Source organism: Alistipes sp. An116 (assembly GCF_002161005.1).
Lineage (GTDB): Bacteria > Bacteroidota > Bacteroidia > Bacteroidales > Rikenellaceae > Alistipes > Alistipes megaguti.
On record NZ_NFLR01000001.1, the window covers coordinates 251,416 to 267,993 of the forward strand.

At 56.7% G+C, this 16,578-nt stretch carries 13 protein-coding genes; 10 read left to right on the top strand and 3 right to left on the bottom strand.

Translation table 11 applies throughout. The features are described from left to right. The first annotated feature begins 150 nt into the window (after positions 1-150). The 4 genes from B5E60_RS00955 to B5E60_RS00970 all read left to right on the top strand — a co-directional run bounded on the left by B5E60_RS00955 (position 151) and on the right by B5E60_RS00970 (position 5,998). Entirely contained in the window at positions 151-1,200 is a 1,050-nt protein-coding gene (locus B5E60_RS00955; protein WP_087309004.1) for a LacI family DNA-binding transcriptional regulator, read from the top strand. Positions 1,201-1,386: 186 nt separating this feature from the next. Then, entirely contained in the window at positions 1,387-2,820 is a 1,434-nt protein-coding gene (locus B5E60_RS00960; RefSeq protein ID WP_087309005.1) for an Ig-like domain-containing protein, read from the top strand. A gap of 224 nt (positions 2,821-3,044) precedes the next feature. Continuing rightward, positions 3,045-3,458 carry a MarR family winged helix-turn-helix transcriptional regulator gene (locus tag B5E60_RS00965; RefSeq protein WP_087309006.1) on the top strand — a complete coding sequence of 138 codons (414 nt, stop codon included), beginning with the start codon at positions 3,045-3,047 and terminating at the stop codon, positions 3,456-3,458. Further along, positions 3,455-5,998 carry an FAD-dependent oxidoreductase gene (locus B5E60_RS00970; RefSeq protein WP_087309007.1) on the top strand — a complete coding sequence of 848 codons (2,544 nt, stop codon included), beginning with the start codon at positions 3,455-3,457 and terminating at the stop codon, positions 5,996-5,998. The genes B5E60_RS00965 and B5E60_RS00970 overlap by 4 nt, the downstream gene beginning before the upstream one ends. Positions 5,999-6,103: 105 nt before the next feature. Here B5E60_RS00970 and pncB read toward each other — a convergent pair whose 3' ends face one another. The 3 genes from pncB to B5E60_RS00985 form a co-directional block, all read right to left on the bottom strand. Further along, positions 6,104-7,309: a nicotinate phosphoribosyltransferase gene (pncB, locus tag B5E60_RS00975; protein WP_087309008.1), complete on the bottom strand. Its 1,206-nt coding sequence runs from the start codon at positions 7,307-7,309 to the stop codon at positions 6,104-6,106. A 174-nt stretch (positions 7,310-7,483) separates the two neighbouring features. Beyond that, positions 7,484-8,383 carry a helix-turn-helix domain-containing protein gene (locus B5E60_RS00980; RefSeq protein WP_087309009.1) on the bottom strand — a complete coding sequence of 300 codons (900 nt, stop codon included), beginning with the start codon at positions 8,381-8,383 and terminating at the stop codon, positions 7,484-7,486. A 5-nt stretch (positions 8,384-8,388) separates the two neighbouring features. Further along, complete coding sequence (locus tag B5E60_RS00985) at positions 8,389-9,297, bottom strand: helix-turn-helix domain-containing protein (protein ID WP_087309090.1); 909 nt, start codon at positions 9,295-9,297, stop codon at positions 8,389-8,391. 380 nt (positions 9,298-9,677) lie between these two features. On the opposite strand from B5E60_RS00985, the gene B5E60_RS00990 reads away from it, so the two are divergent. From B5E60_RS00990 to B5E60_RS01015, 6 genes are all read left to right on the top strand, one after another. Then, entirely contained in the window at positions 9,678-11,108 is a 1,431-nt protein-coding gene (locus tag B5E60_RS00990) for an MATE family efflux transporter (RefSeq protein WP_394336851.1), read from the top strand. Positions 11,109-11,223: 115 nt separating this feature from the next. Continuing rightward, entirely contained in the window at positions 11,224-12,108 is an 885-nt protein-coding gene (locus tag B5E60_RS00995; protein WP_087309010.1) for a DUF3737 family protein, read from the top strand. Beyond that, positions 12,105-13,280 (top strand): MalY/PatB family protein, encoded by a 1,176-nt coding sequence (locus tag B5E60_RS01000; protein ID WP_087309011.1) that lies wholly within the window; start codon positions 12,105-12,107, stop codon positions 13,278-13,280. Before B5E60_RS00995 ends, B5E60_RS01000 begins: the two co-directional genes overlap by 4 nt. 646 nt (positions 13,281-13,926) lie before the next feature. Next, positions 13,927-14,880, top strand: a complete 954-nt coding sequence (locus tag B5E60_RS01005; RefSeq protein WP_143260607.1) for a hypothetical protein — start codon at positions 13,927-13,929, stop codon at positions 14,878-14,880. Continuing rightward, complete coding sequence (locus tag B5E60_RS01010; RefSeq protein WP_087309013.1) at positions 14,871-15,647, top strand: hypothetical protein; 777 nt, start codon at positions 14,871-14,873, stop codon at positions 15,645-15,647. Before B5E60_RS01005 ends, B5E60_RS01010 begins: the two co-directional genes overlap by 10 nt. Further along, the gene (locus B5E60_RS01015) at positions 15,644-16,414 is read left to right on the top strand and encodes a metallophosphoesterase (protein WP_087309014.1); all 771 of its coding nucleotides are present in this window, start codon (positions 15,644-15,646) and stop codon (positions 16,412-16,414) included. Before B5E60_RS01010 ends, B5E60_RS01015 begins: the two co-directional genes overlap by 4 nt. The last annotated feature ends 164 nt before the right edge of the window (positions 16,415-16,578 follow it).

Here is a 16,578-nt window from a genome sequence, read left to right on the forward strand (position 1 = left end):
AGCAATAAAATCGTCGGGAACGTTTTCGGGAACGCTCCCATTTTATGCAACCGCTCCCATGGACTGTTTTCGGGGGGAAAGCCCTGGAGGGAAGGGGTCGGAATTTGATTTTTGGCGTAAAAATGCGTATCTTGCTTAAAATTTTTCATTATGGCGCAAAATACCACGATCAAGGATATAGCCCGGGCTCTGGGAATCTCCAAATCCACCGTATCGAGGGCGTTGGCCGATCGTTTCGATGTCAAACCCGAGACGAAGCGGGCGGTTCTGGAGATGGCCGAGAAGATGCATTACCGCCCCAATCCCTTTGCGCAGAATCTGATCAAACGCCGTACGAAAATCATAGGAGTCGTGGTTCCGGAATTTGTCAATTCCTTTTTTTCGCGGATTATCATTCAGATTCAGAAGGTTTTTGAGCAGGAGGGCTTTCATGTTCTTATCACGCAGTGCAACGAATCGGCCGAGGTCGAGCGTCGGAATCTCCAACTGCTCGAGGAGAGCATGGTCGAAGGCATTCTGATCTCCGTGACGGAAAAGGGGCGGAATACGGCCTATTATCAGGAACTCATTGACAATGGCACCCCGTTGGTCTTTTTCAATCGGGCCAGCGCCGATGTTTCGGCCGGGAAGGTGGTGATCGACGATTACAAGTGGTCGTTCTTTGCGGTGGAACATCTGGTGAATGTCCGGCGGGAGATGGGTCAGCCGATGCCGCGGATCATGCATTTTCAGGGTCCCTCGGAGATTGATCTTTCGGCCCTGCGCTATCGGGGTTATGCGGATGCCCTTCGCAAACACGGATTACCGGTAGATTCTTCGCTGGTGATCCGCTGCGAATCGATTACCCGAGACGAAGGACTTCGGGTGATGAACCGTTGCATCGAGCAGGGTTTGATCCCCGACGCCTTGTTCGGATTCAACGATCCGTTGGCCATCGGAGCCATGAAGGCTCTCAAGCATGGCGGCATTCAGATTCCGCAACAGGTTTCGGTGATGGGCTTTACGGAATCGCAGTCGGCTCTGGTGATCGAACCGATGCTGAGTTCCGTGGCACAGCCGTTGGACAAGATGGGCGAGACGGCGGCGCGGATGCTGCTGGAAAAGATCGAAAATCCTTCGGCCGCAGACCGTACTGTCGTCCTCGAGGGTTTGCTTCATGTGCGGGGATCGAGTGATCCCCGGATGCTCGAGTCTGAGTGACTGGAAGAAGTTCTGATCGAAGGGGACTTTTTTCGGGAACGTTTCCGGACGATAAAACCGTTCCCGAAACCGTTCCCGAAAATTTATTGATCCTGTCCATCGGCAAAAAAGGTTTATTCCGAATATATTTGTTTCAGCAAGATCTTCTCTGCTGTTTCGTGCGGAATCAAACCTAAACCTACTGATATGAAACGAATTCTCTGCTATTTTGCTGCATTGGTGGTGGCATTGGGCCTTTCCTCCTGTATGGAAAAGGAGGATACGCCGCCCTATTTCGTCCACGTGGAGAGCGTAAGTTTCGGAATTGAGAAACTCTCGCTGCCCGAGACCAAAACCTATCGGCTTCAGATTCTCTTTACCCCCGAAGACTGCGGCAACAAGAAGGTGACGTGGTACAATACGGAGCCGGAGGTGGCGACGGTGAGTGCGGAGGGTCTCATCACGGCCAAGGCGGAAGGTGTTACCCGGATCGGTATCGAGACGAGTGACATGCGTCGTACGGCCGAGGTTGAGGTGACCGTTACACCGTTCCTGGCCGACAATCCGATCACGTCGATTGTCCTGAGTGCCACGTCGCACGATTTTCTGGTCACGGACGAACCGTTCGCCGTTACGGCAACGATTACGCCGTCCGATGCGACCATTCCGACGTTGGAATGGGTTTCGTCGGATGAAGCCGTGGCTCGGGTGTCGCAGGAGGGTCTTATTACTCCGGTAAGTCACGGGCGGGCCGTGATTACGGCCAAGGCCAACGACGGCAGCAAGCAGATGGCTGAGTGTCAGGTAACGGTTGCCGGAGTCAAGGACCGCAACTATGACGGCGCGGATGAATATTACAAACTGATCTATTATCCGGTGAATATCGAGGTGACCCTAGAGGACGGGACGAAAGCCACGCAGACCTGGCTGGATCGTAATCTGGGAGCTCGCAAGGTCGCCGAATCCAAGGACGATTATGAGGCCTACGGGTCGTTGTTCCAGTGGTCGCGCAAGGCCGACGGGCACGAAAAGACGGCCTGGACGAGTGCTACGGCGGGTGTCTTGGTGAATGGGATTGCCGGGATGAATGAACGGGTTCCCAACCGTGCCGATGCGGGTCACAACCAATTTATTCCGACCAATGCGGCTCCGAATGACTGGGCCGTGCAGACATCAACCCAGGAGACGGGACTTTGGGGCGGAAAATACATTGACTATGAGTGGCATGCTTCGCTGGCCGATGAGACGCAGTCAAGCAATCCGTGTCCGGAAGGATACCGGATCCCGACGGTGAATGAGTTCCTTGCCATGGGTGGAGCCATATTGAACATGACGATGAAATACAACACCAAATACAATTTGGATGATCCCAATACGATCTTTGCGGAGTCGGTGCTGCATCTGCCGTCGTCAGGTCATGTGGTTTACAATACGGCGACAGCAGACACCAAGGACGGGAATGCCCGGGGTGTTTATTGGGCGAATTCCTCGGCTGCCAAGGCGGGTGACAATTACAATAATTCGAACCGCATGCTCTTTATGAGCGGTCAGGTTATCGTGAATCCCTATCAGCGGAGCAATGCATACAGCGTTCGTTGTATTCGGGATGTGCCTTTGGAAACGACCTCGTTGGAGGATTGATCTGAATTGCTGGAAGAAAAAAGAGATTCCGGGACCATCAGGTTTCGGAATCTCTTTTTTGTGGATCATGTCGGCCGGCTCCGGAAGCGTTATCTCCTGAAGGGGACGGAGGGTATCAGCGCCTGTTCTATTTTCCGGAGGGGCGCGTGTCCGATAATAATTTTCCAATAAAAATAGTTTTTAATGGAAAATAATTTTATCTTTGTGACGAAAAGATCGAAAAGATGGAACCAATTTGCCGTATCAAGGAGATTTACAAGGCGCTGTACCAATTTGAAAAGGCGTTTGCCGAGCGTCATGGCATTACGATCAACGAGGCGATGCTGCTCTGCTGCCTGAAGCAGGGTGGGGCCCGTACGGCCGGAACGTTGTGTGATTTTGTCGGGCTTTCGGGGCCGCGAGTCTCGAAGGTCATCACGACGGTCGAACGGAAGGGGTATCTCCACCGCACGATCAGTCCGCAGGATCGTCGCCAGATGCTTTTCTCGCTCACGGAGCTCGGGGCGGAGAAGATCCGTCAGATGCAGCACGAGACCCTCCTGGGTTTTGACAAACTCTTCGCGCAGTTGAAGGCCTTCGTGGTGACGGAGCAGGATCCCGAATCGGAAAATCAATCACACAACCATACGAACCCATGAAGATTCTTATTGTCGGAGGGGTGGCCGGAGGGGCCACCGTGGCGGCCCGCCTGCGCCGCTTGGACGAGCAGGCCGAGGTGATCCTTTTCGAGCGGGGGAAATATGTCTCGTATGCCAACTGCGGACTGCCGTATTACATCGGCGGGTCGATTGCCCAGCGGTCGAAACTCTTCGTGCAGACGGTCAAGGGTTTCACCGACCGCTTCCGCATCGATATCCGCACCGAACAGGAGGTGACGGCGATCGACCGTGCGCGCAGGGAGGTGACGGTGCGCCGTGTGGCCACGGGCGAAACCTACATGGAGACCTACGACCGGTTGGTCCTCTCGCCCGGAGCCGAGCCGTTGCGACCGCCGATCGAGGGGATCGACAGCCCGCGGATCTTCACGCTGCGCAGCGTTCCCGACACGGATGCCATCAAACAGTATGTCGACACACGGCACCCGCGGCGTGCCGTGGTCGTGGGCGGCGGATTCATCGGTCTGGAGATGGCCGAGAACCTGCACCACCTGGGGCTTCGGGTCGACGTGGTGGAGATGGCCGATCAGGTGATGGCGCCGCTCGACTTCTCGATGGCCGCACTGGTCCACCGCCACCTGACGGACCGCGGGGTCGGTCTCTATCTGAAGGATGGGGTGGTGCGCTTCGAGGAGCGGGGCGATGAACGGGTGACGGTCCATCTGCAGAGCGGGCGGCAGATCACGGCGGATCTGGTGATTCTGAGCATCGGCGTGCGCCCCGAAACCCAACTGGCCCGGGAGGCCGGGCTGGAGATCGGCGAGCGGCGCGGCATTGCGGTCAACGAGTACATGCAGACCTCCGATCCGGCGATCTACGCCCTGGGGGATGCCGTCGAGGTGCGGCATCTGGTGACGGGACGTCCGGCGCTCATCCCGCTGGCCGGACCGGCCAACAAGCAGGGCCGTATCGTGGCCGACAACATCGTGCTGGGCAACACGCACATCTACGGGGGTTCGATCGGTACGTCGGTGGCCAAGGTCTTCGACCTGACGGTGGCTGCGGCCGGCGCCAATGCCAAACTGCTGAAGGCCTGCGGCATCGAGTACATCGAGTCGTTCACCCACGGCGCCTCGCATGCGGGCTACTATCCCGATGCGCTGCCGCTGTCGATCAAGATTCTCTTCGCCCCCGGGACGGGGCGCCTGCTCGGGGCGCAGGTTGTCGGCTGCGACGGCGCCGACAAACGCATCGAGATGTTCGAGCAGATCATCCGCACGGGGGGTACCATCCATGACCTCACGGAACTCGAACATGCCTATGCACCGCCTTACTCCTCGGCCAAGGATCCGGTGAACATGGCCGGCTATGTGGCCGAAAACATCCTCACGGGGCGTGTGCGGGTGATCCAGTGGCGGGATGTCGCCGCGCTGGGCGACGAGACGCTGCGCATCGACGTACGCACGCACGACGAGTTTGCCATGGGTTCGATCCCGGGCTTCGTGAACATCCCGCTCGACGAACTGCGCGAACACCTCGGCGAGTTGCCGCGCGAGCGTCCCGTTGTGGTGAGCTGTGCCGTCGGACTGCGGGGCTACCTGGCCAGCCGCATCCTCACCCAGCACGGATTCCGCGACGTGCGCAACCTTTCGGGCGGCTACACGACGTGGCGTGCGGCGACGGCCCCGGTTCCCGAACCCCGCGACGGGGAGGAGTGTCGTTGCGACTGCGCCCCGGTGCACGATTGCCGGAGTGTGGCGCAGCCGGGCTGTGCGGATGCCTCGGCGGGCTGTGGCGATTCGGCGGCCGTGTCGCCGGAGGGGGAGAGTGCCGTGGTGGAGGTCGATGCCTGCGGGCTGATGTGCCCGGGGCCGGTCCTGCAGCTGAAGAGGAGTTTCGAGGCCCTGAAGCCGGGCGGACAGCTGCGCATTACGGCCACGGACCAGGCCTTCGGACGCGACGTGGCCTCGTGGTGCCGCATGACCGGAGCCGAACTGCTCTCACTCGACACCTGCGGCGGCAAGGTGCGGGCGCAGATCCGCAAGCCGGTGCCGGCTGCAGCGTCGTGCTGCGGTGCACGGCCCGAATCGGTCTCCCGGCAGGCAGCGTCGGCCGACAACAAGACGATCGTCGTCTTCAGCGATGATCTGGACCGGGCGCTGGCCTCGTTCGTCATCGCCAACGGAGCGGCGGCGACGGGAAAGCGGGTGACGATGTTCTTCACCTTCTGGGGGCTCAACGTCATCAAGAAGCGTCGCAAGCCGGCCGTGCGGAAGGATCTGATGGGGCGCATGTTCGGCTGGATGCTCCCGTCGCACAGCGGACGGCTGCACCTTTCGAAACTCAATATGTGGGGGCTTGGTAGCCGGATGATGCGCGGCATCATGCGCCGCAAGAAGATCTCCAGCCTTGAGGAGCTGATGCGTCAGGCGCTGGACAGCGGCGTGGAGATGATCGCCTGCACGATGTCGATGGACGTCATGGGCGTACGGCGTGAAGAGCTGCTGGACGAGGTCACGTTGGGCGGCGTCGCCTCTTACCTCGATCGCACCGGGGAGGCCAACCTGAATCTCTTCATCTGAGTCTGGGCGTCCGAGTCCCGGACCGGAAGGCCGGGGGCGGAATCGTCCACTCCGTTGCGGGTGACGATTCCGCCCCCTGTCGTTTCTGCCTGCGGGGTGTGCCGCTCAGGCCTTCCGGTTCAGCGCTGCCTGGAAACGGGCTATGACCTCGGGTTTTCCCGTGTGCTTGCCGTCGTCCTCGCTCAGCTTGCAGGTGTCGTTGTAGAAGGGCCACGCCTCGGTGATCCTGGCGGCCGTGAGCTTGATGACGATGTTCAACGGCCGGATGCCTTCGAAATCGTTCGTGAAGTGCGTGCCGATGCCGAACGACGGCTGACACCACTCCCGGGCGTAACTCTGTATCTCGATGGCGCGGTCCGTATCGAGCGCATTGCTGAAGATGACCTGTTTGGTGCGCGGGTCGATCCCCAGCGAGCGGTATTTGTCGACGATTTTCTGCAGCTGCTCGCGGTTGTCGCCGCTGTCGATGCGCAGTCCCTTGAAGAGGTTGGCGAAATCCTCCGAGAAGTTGAGGCTGAAGATCTCCCACCCGAACGTATCGTAGAGATAGGTTCCCAGCGCACCGCGGAAGGTCTGCCGCCAGGAGTTCATGGCAATGTGGTTGGCCATCTGGGGGCCGTACATGCCGCCGATGGCCGAGACGAATTCGTGGGCCATCGTTCCGATGGGGGTCAGACCGTATTTCATGGCCAGGTAGACGTTGCTCGTTCCCACGAAGCGTCCCGTATGGCTCTCCGCGGCCGCCTCGTCCTTCAGCGCCCGCACGGCCGTATCCTCGGCCTCGAACGAGGCCCGGCGGCGCGTGCCGAGGTCGCTGAAGATGCATCCCGCCTCGAGCAGCCGCCGGGCCTTGAGACGGCTGCGGCGGTAGAAGTCCCCGTAGTCGAGATGCCCGGTCTGCCCCGTCATCCGGTAGTAGAGCTCCGAGATGATGGCCAGCACCTTGACCTCGAGCAGAATCGTGTCGGCCCAGCTCCCCTCGAAATCCACCGTGAGGTGTCCCTCCTCGTCCTGGCTGGCGGTGACCCAGCGGCGGTTGAACCGATAGCCCTTCAGGTAGTTGTAGAACCAGTGGGGGATATAGGGGCAGCTCCGCTTCATGAAGGCGATCTCCTCGTCGGTGATGACCAGCGTTTCGAGCAGGGCGATCTGTTCGAGCAGCGCTTCGGCGAAGCCTGCGGGATAGCGCGTGCCGTCGCGGTCGGTGAACGAGTAGCGGACGCGTGCCCTGGGGAAGTTGTCGATGACGGCACAGCACATCGTGAACTTGTAGAGGTCGTCGTCCGTAAAGTGAGAAATGATTCGCTCCATGTTGGTTGTCGGGTTTGGTCTTGTTGCGTAGGCAAAAATACATCAGAGAGTGGGATGTTTGCAAGCAAAAGCGTCCGAAATCGGCTTTTCGGAACAATTCGGCGTATCCCGAGGTCCCGGCCGGCTCCGATCCCCTTCTTCCGGCCGCCCGACGTGCCGGCCTTGCCGCAATTCCTAATTTCTCGAGAAGCGGTATTCGTTGGGCGAAAAACCGGTTATCTTCTTGAACAACAGACTGAAATACTGTACGTTGGCGTATCCCAGATGATGCGCGACGGCGGCCGGGGAGTTTTCGGCCCTGAGCAGCAGGCTTTTGGCCGCATCGAGCCGCTTCAACTGGAAATATTCGTCGAGGCTCTTGCCGGTCTCGAATTTCAGCAGATCCTGGAGGTAGGGGACCGAAAGCCCCAGTTTCGAGGCGCAGTATTGCGGGGAGATCCCCTCGGAGCCGCACCGAACGCCGGAAAGGAGGTATCGGTCGATCAGCGCCTCGAGTTGGTCGATCAGGGCCTTGTTCTTCGCTTCGCGCGTGATGAACTGTCGTTCGTAGAAGCGCGTGCAGTAGTCGAGCATCAGTTCGATGAGCCGCGAGAGGATGGTGGCGCTGTGGGTGTCGACGGCGTGCCGCAGCTCCTCGACGACGTGTTCCATGCAATCGGTGACGGTGGCTGCCTCCCGCTGCGAGAGGTGCAGGGCCTCCTGCTTGCGGTAGGAGAAGAAGGTGTAGTTGCGGATGTGATTCTTCAGGGTGGTGCGGTGGAGCAGGTCGGGAGCGAAGGCCAGCAGCCACCCCTTGTCGGGCAGCGCCCCGGCTTCGCTCATGCGGAAGATCTCGCCCGGTTGGAGGAAGACCATCGTGGCGCAGGTGTAGTCGTCCGACCGGCGGCCGCAGCCGCAGCAGCCGTCGTTGCACTTTTCGATGAAGAGGATGGCGTAGAATTCGAATTTCACGGCATCCTCTTGCAGGTCGGGGTGCTGCAGGTTGATCACGCTGATCTGCGGATGCAGCGTTTGGCAGTTGAAACTGCGGTTGCATTCGCATACGGTTTTGATATCCAGCGTCGAGGGCTTCATGGCGCTCAGTCGGTCTTTCGCGTGCGGTACTCGTTGGGCGTGCATCCGACGCGCTTCTTGAAGAGCCGGCAGAGGTGTTGCGGATACTGGAAACCGATCGAGTAGGCGATCTGGCTCACGGTCTGCTGCGTGTTGTCGATGCGCTCCTTGGCCACCTCGATGATCTTCTCCTGGATGTACTCCTGGGGGGTGTGTCCGGTCTCCTTTTTGAGCATGTCTCCGAAGTAGTTGGCCGACAGGCAGAGCTTGTCGGCAAAGAATCGCACCGACGGAAGCCCTTCGCGTTCGGCCGTGTGGCCCTCGAAGTAGTCGTCCAGCAGCCGCTCGAAGCGGATCTGAATGTCGCTGTTGGCCTTCGTGCGCATGGTGAACTGCCGCTCGTAGAAGCGCGTGCAGTAGTTCAGCAGCAGTTCGATGTAGTTGACGAGCAGCCTGCGGCTGTAGCGGTCGACGTCGTGGCGCAGCTCCGTGCCGATGATCTTCAGGCAGTCGAGAATGACGTTGCGCTCCTCTTCGGAGAGGTGCAGCGCCTCGTTGGCCTCGTAGTCGAAGAACGAGTAGCGTTTGATGTTCTTTCCGAGTGCGGTGCCGGCCAGCAGGTCCGGATGGAAGAGGATGCCGTAGGCGTTGATCTGCGTTTTGGGGGATGTGGTGATGATTTCGGTCGACTGTCCCGGCGCAAAGCAGACGACGGTACCCTCCTGATAGTCGTAGGGCTGGCGGCCGTACCAGATGTCGCAGGCCTTCTCCAGTTTGAGGAACAGGGCGTAGATGCCGTAGTTCCAGCGGGTGTATTCGACGCGTCGGGTGGCCTTGTTCAGGTCGACGACGCTGACCAGCGGGTTGAGGGTTTCGAGCCCGTAGAGGCGGTTGTACTGATCGACCGTATCCAGATTGACGGTTCGGGAATCCATCGTTGTTTCCATCCTGCTTGTTGTTTACTGCTGCAAAGATACGCAGGAATGGCTGGATTCCGATAACCTTTCTTACGGAACATGCCGGCGGTTTATAACCCGAGTTACGGATTTGCCCTTTCCGGGGGCCGACTCTCCGGCGAGGCCGGCCGGCGGCCGGTTCTGTAATCGGGGTCATAAAGGGGTGATAAATCCGTAATCCGTCTACACCGGATCCGGCGAAAAATTGCGATCTTTGCCCCGCGCAAACGGACTCCTGCACGGGGAACCGGATCGGCGATGCAATAAAACGTCCGGCGAACCGTTTACCGAGGAGTGCCCGGAGGATGGCAGGGATCTGCCGGTTCCTGCCGGGGTGCCGCAATGATAAGGGATCGAAAATGGAACGAACGATGAGACTGGCCAAACGGACCAATGAACTGCTGATTCTGATTCGCACGGGGCGGGCCATGACCTTAAGGGAGCGCCTGCAGTTGACCGTGCGGCTCAGCATCCCGGCCATCATTGCGCAGCTGTCGTCCATCTTCATGCAGTATATCGACGCCTCGATGGTGGGGCATCTCGGGGCCGAGGCCTCGGCCTCGATCGGACTGGTCTCGACCACGACATGGTTGTTCTGGGGGTTGTGTGCGGCCGTCACGTCGGGATTTTCCGTGCAGGTGGCCCATCGGATCGGGGCCGGCGATCTGGCGGGGGCCCGTGCCGTGGTGCGGCAGTCGATGACGGCCACGCTGCTCTTCAGTCTGCTGCTGGCGGCCGTCGGTGCGGCCATCAGCGGGCCGCTGCCCGCGTGGCTGGGTGGCGACCCCTCGATCCGGCGGGATGCCTCGCTCTATTTCTGCATCTTTTCGCTCTTCCTGCCGGCCCTGCAGATGAACTTTCTGGCGGGCGGCATGCTGCGTTGCAGCGGCAACATGCACATCCCGAGCATCATGGGGGTGGCGATGTGTGCGCTGGACGTCGTCTTCAACTTCTTCCTGATCTTCCCCACGCGCGAATGGGACCTGGCGGGGCTGACGCTGACCGTGCCGGGAGCCGGACTGGGCGTATGCGGCGCCGCATTGGGAACGGCGGCCGCCGAGGTGGTGGCTGCGGCTGCGCTGCTCCGCTATCTGTGGACCCGCTCCGAGACGCTGCGGCTGAGCGGCGAGCGGGGCAGTTTCCGCCCGCGGCCCGAAACGTTGAAGCGGGCCTTCCGCATCGGTTTCCCGATGTGCATGGAGCATGCGGTCATCTGTGGCGCGCAGATCATGACCACGGTCATCGTGGCGCCGCTGGGGGTCTTCTCCATTGCGGCCAACTCGTTTGCCGTGACGGCCGAGAGCCTCTGCTACATGCCCGGTTACGGCATTGCCGAGGCGGCTACCACGCTCGTCGGGCAGAGCATCGGGGCCGGACGGCTGAAACTCACGCGCAGCTTTGCCCGGATCACCGTTCTGACGGGCATGGGGATCATGGGGGTGATGGGTGTGCTGATGTATCTGTTCGCCCCGCAGATCATCGGTCTGATGACGCCCGTGGAGGAGATCCGCCAGCTGGGCGTCATGGCCCTGCGCATCGAGGCCTTTGCCGAACCGATGTTTGCGGCCTCGATCGTCGCCTACGGCGTCTTTGTCGGGGCGGCCGACACGATGGTGCCGTGTCTGATGAACTTCTTCAGCATCTGGGCCGTGCGGCTTTCGCTGGCGGCGTGGCTGGCCCCGACGCTGGGACTCAAGGGCGTGTGGATCGCCATGTGTGTCGAGTTGTGTTTCCGGGGGGTGATCTTCCTGGTCCGGCTGGCGGGCAAACGGTGGCTCAAGCGGCGATGAGCGGCTTCAGTAATCGTGGTTATATTATCCGTAATTCGTCTACAGCGATTCGGCGCAATCTCCCGTAACTTTGCGGGAGCAAGGACGAAAAACCGACAAATTCAAATCAAGAGATATGGAAGTGATTAAAAATCGGGAGTTCGGGGGCGAGCGACCCCTGTTCGGTTCCCATGACCTGCGCTTGGAGCAGGTGATTGTCCGGGCCGGGGAGTCGGCCATCAAGGAGTGCCGCAACATCGAGGCGGTCGATTGCCGTTTCGAGGGCAACTACCCCTTCTGGCACGTGCACGGCTTCCGGATCGACCGTTGCTATTTCGACGTCGGAGGGCGTTCGGCGCTGTGGTATTCCGACCATCTGAAGATGACCGATACGGTGATCGACGCCCCGAAGATGTTCCGCGAAATGCAGGAGATCGACCTTGAGAACGTCACGATGAACGATGCCGACGAGGTCTTCTGGTGCTGCCGGGGCATCCGCGCCCGCAACCTGAAGCTGCACGAGGGGACCTATCCCTTCATGTTCAGCCGGGATATCTACGTCGACGGGCTGGAGAGCGACAGCCGGTATGTCTTCCAGTATGTGAAGGACGCCGAGATCCACCACGCGCGGATCACGACCAAGGATGCCTTCTGGGAGGTGGAGAACGTGACGATCTACGACTCGGAGCTCAACGGCGAGTACCTGGGCTGGCACTCGCGGAACCTGCGGCTGGTGAACTGCCACATCACGGGCGAGCAGCCGCTCTGCTATGCGGAGAATCTGGTGCTGGAGAGCTGCACGTTCGGCGAGGATTGCGACCGGGCCTTCGAGTACAGCACGCTGCAGGCCGATATCCGCGGCGCGATCACCAACATCAAGAACCCGACGTCGGGGCGGATCGTGGCCGACGCGATCGGTTCGGTGACGATCGACCGGAACATCCTGCCTCCGGCCGACTGTGAGATCCGCCTGCGCAACGGCGGTACGTATGAGATCACCGATAAAACCCTCCTTCGATGAAATACGATTTCGATACGCCGGTCTTGCGACGCGGCACCGACTCCTATAAATGGGACAGTGCCGACCGAGACGACGTGCTGCCCATGTGGGTGGCCGATATGGATTTCCGGACGGCTCCGGCGATTGTCGAGGCGCTGCGGCGACGGGTCGAACACGGGATTTTCGGCTATACGCGGGTTCCGGAGAGTTATTACGAGGCCGTTACGGGGTGGTTCGCCCGGCGTCACGGCTGGACGTTCGACCGCCGGTGGATGATCTACACGTCGGGGGTGGTGCCGGCCCTCTCGGCGATCATCAAGGCCGCGACGCGTCCGGGCGACAAGGTGCTGGTGCAGACGCCGGTCTACAACTGCTTCTTCTCGTCGATCCGCAACAACGGCTGCGAGACGGTCACGTCGCCGCTGCGGCCCGTTGGCGATACCTATGAGATGGATTTCGGGGATCTGGAGCGCAGGACGGCCGATCCGCAGGTGAAGGTGATGCTGTTGTGCAATCCGCACAATCCGGTCGGGCGGGTCTGGCGGCGCGACGAACTGCAGCGCCTGGGCGAGATCTGCATCCGTCACGGAGTGCTGGTCGTCGCCGATGAGATCCATTGCGAACTGGTCTATGAGGGGCATCGCTATACGCCTTTTGCCTCGATGTCGGAGGAGTTCCTGCGCCACAGCGTGACGTGTGTCTCTCCGAGCAAGGGGTTCAATATCGCCGGGCTGCAGATTGCGAACATCGTCTGTGCGGATGACCGGCTGCGGGCACGGATCGACCGGGCCATCAACGACAACGAGGTTTGCGACGTCAATCCGTTCGGGGTCATTGCCACGCGTGCGGCCTACAACGAGGGTGGGGAGTGGCTCGACGAACTGGTCGGCTATCTCCATGCGAATTACCGGCACATGCGGGCTTTCTGCCGGGAGCAGCTGTCCGACTTCCCGATTGCGGAGCTCGAAGGGACCTATCTGGTCTGGATGGATTGCCGGGTGCTGGGACTTGCATCGGAGGAGCTCGAACGGCGGTTGGTCGACGAGGCCGGGCTGTGGCTGAATGCCGGAACGATGTACGGAGCCGAAGGGGAGGGTTTCATGCGCTGGAACATCGCCTGCCCGCGGACGCGACTCGACGAGGGTCTGAAGCGTTTCGCGGCGTTTGTCCGTTCGACCGGTCGTAGACGGTGAACCGGGGCGGAAGATATGAAAAAAACGCTGCAAATCACCTGATTTGCAGCGTTTTTTGTCTGGTCGATCCGCGGACCTGGCGGAGAGAACGATAACTGAACCCATATCGTAATCGCCAATATGTCAACGTGTTAAGATTGTAAAAATTTTTAGATACACCGAATAGGCCACAACCTATTTTCGCTGTTTTCCCTTGTATTCACTTGGTTGTTACAAAGTTACGAAAAATTCCCGGATTTTGCAACCGAATTGGAAACGAACCTGCGGATTTTTTTGCCGAATTTTGTAAGTAGTATACTGCGTGTAAATATAAATAAATCAAAGATTTAGTTCGACGAGTAGTCGTTTGTGTCCACCCGGATACCTCTGATTGTGTAATTTGCCTGGAGATTGTTCTGTCGGTTCAGTAGGGGATTCGGAAGTAGTCGAGCGTGGCTTAACGGTTATTTTGTGTTGGCGAGCATTAAAAGATCGTATTACTCATCAAGTTTTGGGTAATGATGTTTGTGTCGTTATCTGTAATAATAATCTTTATAATGCAAGTAATAAATATTGATATATAAATTGTAAACTAGATTATTATCATTATATTTGCATCGTTATTACTTATGTTGATAATGATGCATATTATGGAAAATGATGAGAAATGCTGAAAACAATATCTATTGCAGGTGTTCCTGTCAATCTTGATAAAATTGGTCGGGATAAACTGAAAGGGTTAAGTCTTGATCTAATATTGAGTTTCCGGTTTTATTGTGCGGAATTCAATAAGCATCCGTTGTGCCTTGTTGAAAATGCTGATTTGACCCGTACATACACGCCGATGCGGTATGCTCGCATTGCTAATCAGATTGAGCGGATTCTGGACATTCCAGTTGTATTCATCTTGCAGTCTGCGCCATTTTATATCAGACAGCGACTGATTGAGCAAGGGGTTTATTTTGTCGTATCGGACCGTTATGTGTTTCTCCCCGGTATGCTAATTAATGAACGGATTCGGAAAAAAGAAGATCTGGAGCATCAACTATCCCCCGTAGCTCAATATGTCTTGTTAAATTATTTGCTTCATCCTGATCTGAGCGAATTTACCTTGCAAGAGCTGCAATCTCGTATTCCGTATAACTATTTGGCTGTATCTCGAGCTGTTGGTGAATTGGAAAGAAAGCAATTGCTGCAGGCTCGAAAAGACAGGAAGACAAAATTGATCTATTCCTCCATGTTGCGAAAGGACCTATGGAATAAGGCTATGCCCTATTTTGTGTCGCCAGTTAAAAAGATCGTTTATTCGGACGAGGTAGGAGGTGATTCTTTTTACATCGGAGGTGTCAGCGCCTTGTCACACTACTCATTTCTGAATGCTGACGACCAGACCACATTAGCTATTTGGGAACGGGATTATGTTTCGGGAAATTATTCTTACTCGGAGTGGGAATCGTCGGATTTCAAGTATAAGATTGAAATCTGGAAATATTCCCCTGAAATGAAAATTGGGCAACAGGGATATGTCGACAGATTGTCGTTGTATTTGTCTTTGCGCGAAGACAAGGATCCGCGGGTAGAAAAAGAATTGGAAAATATAATTCGTGAAATATGGCAGTAAGGGGTCTGGATAAGTTTAAGGAGTATTTTGGAGATTTCCAGGAGAACTATGTGATTATAGGAGGTACGGCATGCAGTATTATGCTGCGTCATGCAGATATGAAACCTCGAGCCACGAAAGATATAGACATGATTCTTGTTGTGGAACGGATGACACCTGAATTTGGCCGTCGATTTTGGAGTTTTATCCATGATGGGGATTATGAACAGAGAGAGAAAAAACGAGGTGAGGGGAAAGAGCCCGAGCCTGAATTGTTTCGGTTTTATAGACCTCGGAACGAAGAGTTCCCTTATCAGATAGAACTGCTGTCCAAACAGCCGGAAGTGCTGACTGTTCCCGCTGGTTGTCATCTGACCCCGATTCCTGTCGGTGAAGATGTGTCGAGTCTGTCTGCAATCCTGATGGATGAAGAGTTTTATCAGTTTGCATTGGCCCACAGTACGATGGAAGAGGAACTGCATGTTGTTGATACGGTAGGTCTGATATGTCTGAAGATGAAGGCATACCTGAATCTTTCCGAACAGGAACCACCTGCACATGGCAGTGATATCCGAAAACATATGTCCGATGTTTTCAAGCTAATGGCAAGCGGTTATATTGCAGAGCCGATAGAATTGTCCGAAAAGATGAAGAGAGACGCAGTTGCCTTTGTGACGAAGATGGAATCATTGATGCCTAATCAACCGTTACAGGCCAGCATACAAAGAGATGCTGCCTTCATCGAGCAAGTATTGCTGGAAATGAGACGCATATTCGCTTTATCATGAAAATACAATACGCTTCCGACCTCCATTTGGAATTCAAGGAAAACAGCAATTTCCTCAAGCATCATCCATTGATTGTTTCCGCAGAGATTCTTGTGCTTGCCGGAGACATCGGGTATATTGGGGATGATAATTATTCGAGGCATCCTTTTTGGGACTGGGCATCGGAAAACTACAGACAAGTAATCGTTATCCCAGGGAATCATGAATTTTACAAGCAGTTTGATATTAGCAAACTCTATGATGGATGGTCTTTGCAAATACGAGAGAACATATTGTGTTGTTACAATTCCGTAATCCCGTTAAACGATGAAACGGAGTTAATCGCAACGACGTTGTGGGGGCGTATCGGATTGCAGGATGCCTTCCGAACAGAATCCGTCATTAGCGATTTTCGCCGGATACGTTGGGCTTGTGAGCCTTTGGATTGGGTCAGATTCAATGAAGAGCATGATCGGTGTTTCCGTTTTCTGGAGCAGCAAGTGAATCGAAGTAAGGCAAAGCACATTGTTGTCGCTACCCATCATGTCCCATCGTTCGAATTGGTGGCTCCGGAATTCAAGGGTAGTCCGTTAAATGGTGCATTTGCGGTAGAATTGGGATACTATATTGCCGCAAGCCCAATCGAGTACTGGATTTATGGACACTCTCACCGTAACATAGACAAAGTAATAGGGAATACACGATGTGTCAGCAATCAATTGGGATATGTTTTTGGTAATGAGCATTCGTCGTTCAATACAAGCGCCTATATTGAAATCACTGGTTGAAAACCAGACAGAACAGAGAATGAGTAATGCCTCGGATGCGTTGCGGTTTAGTGTCGCATAATACCGTGTTTAACGAGATGTGGGCGGTGTCACGGGGGAGCGTGTGGCGTAATATCATCCTGCGTTTGAAGGGCTGTGGTCAATAGGGCGTATGGAGATAAAAC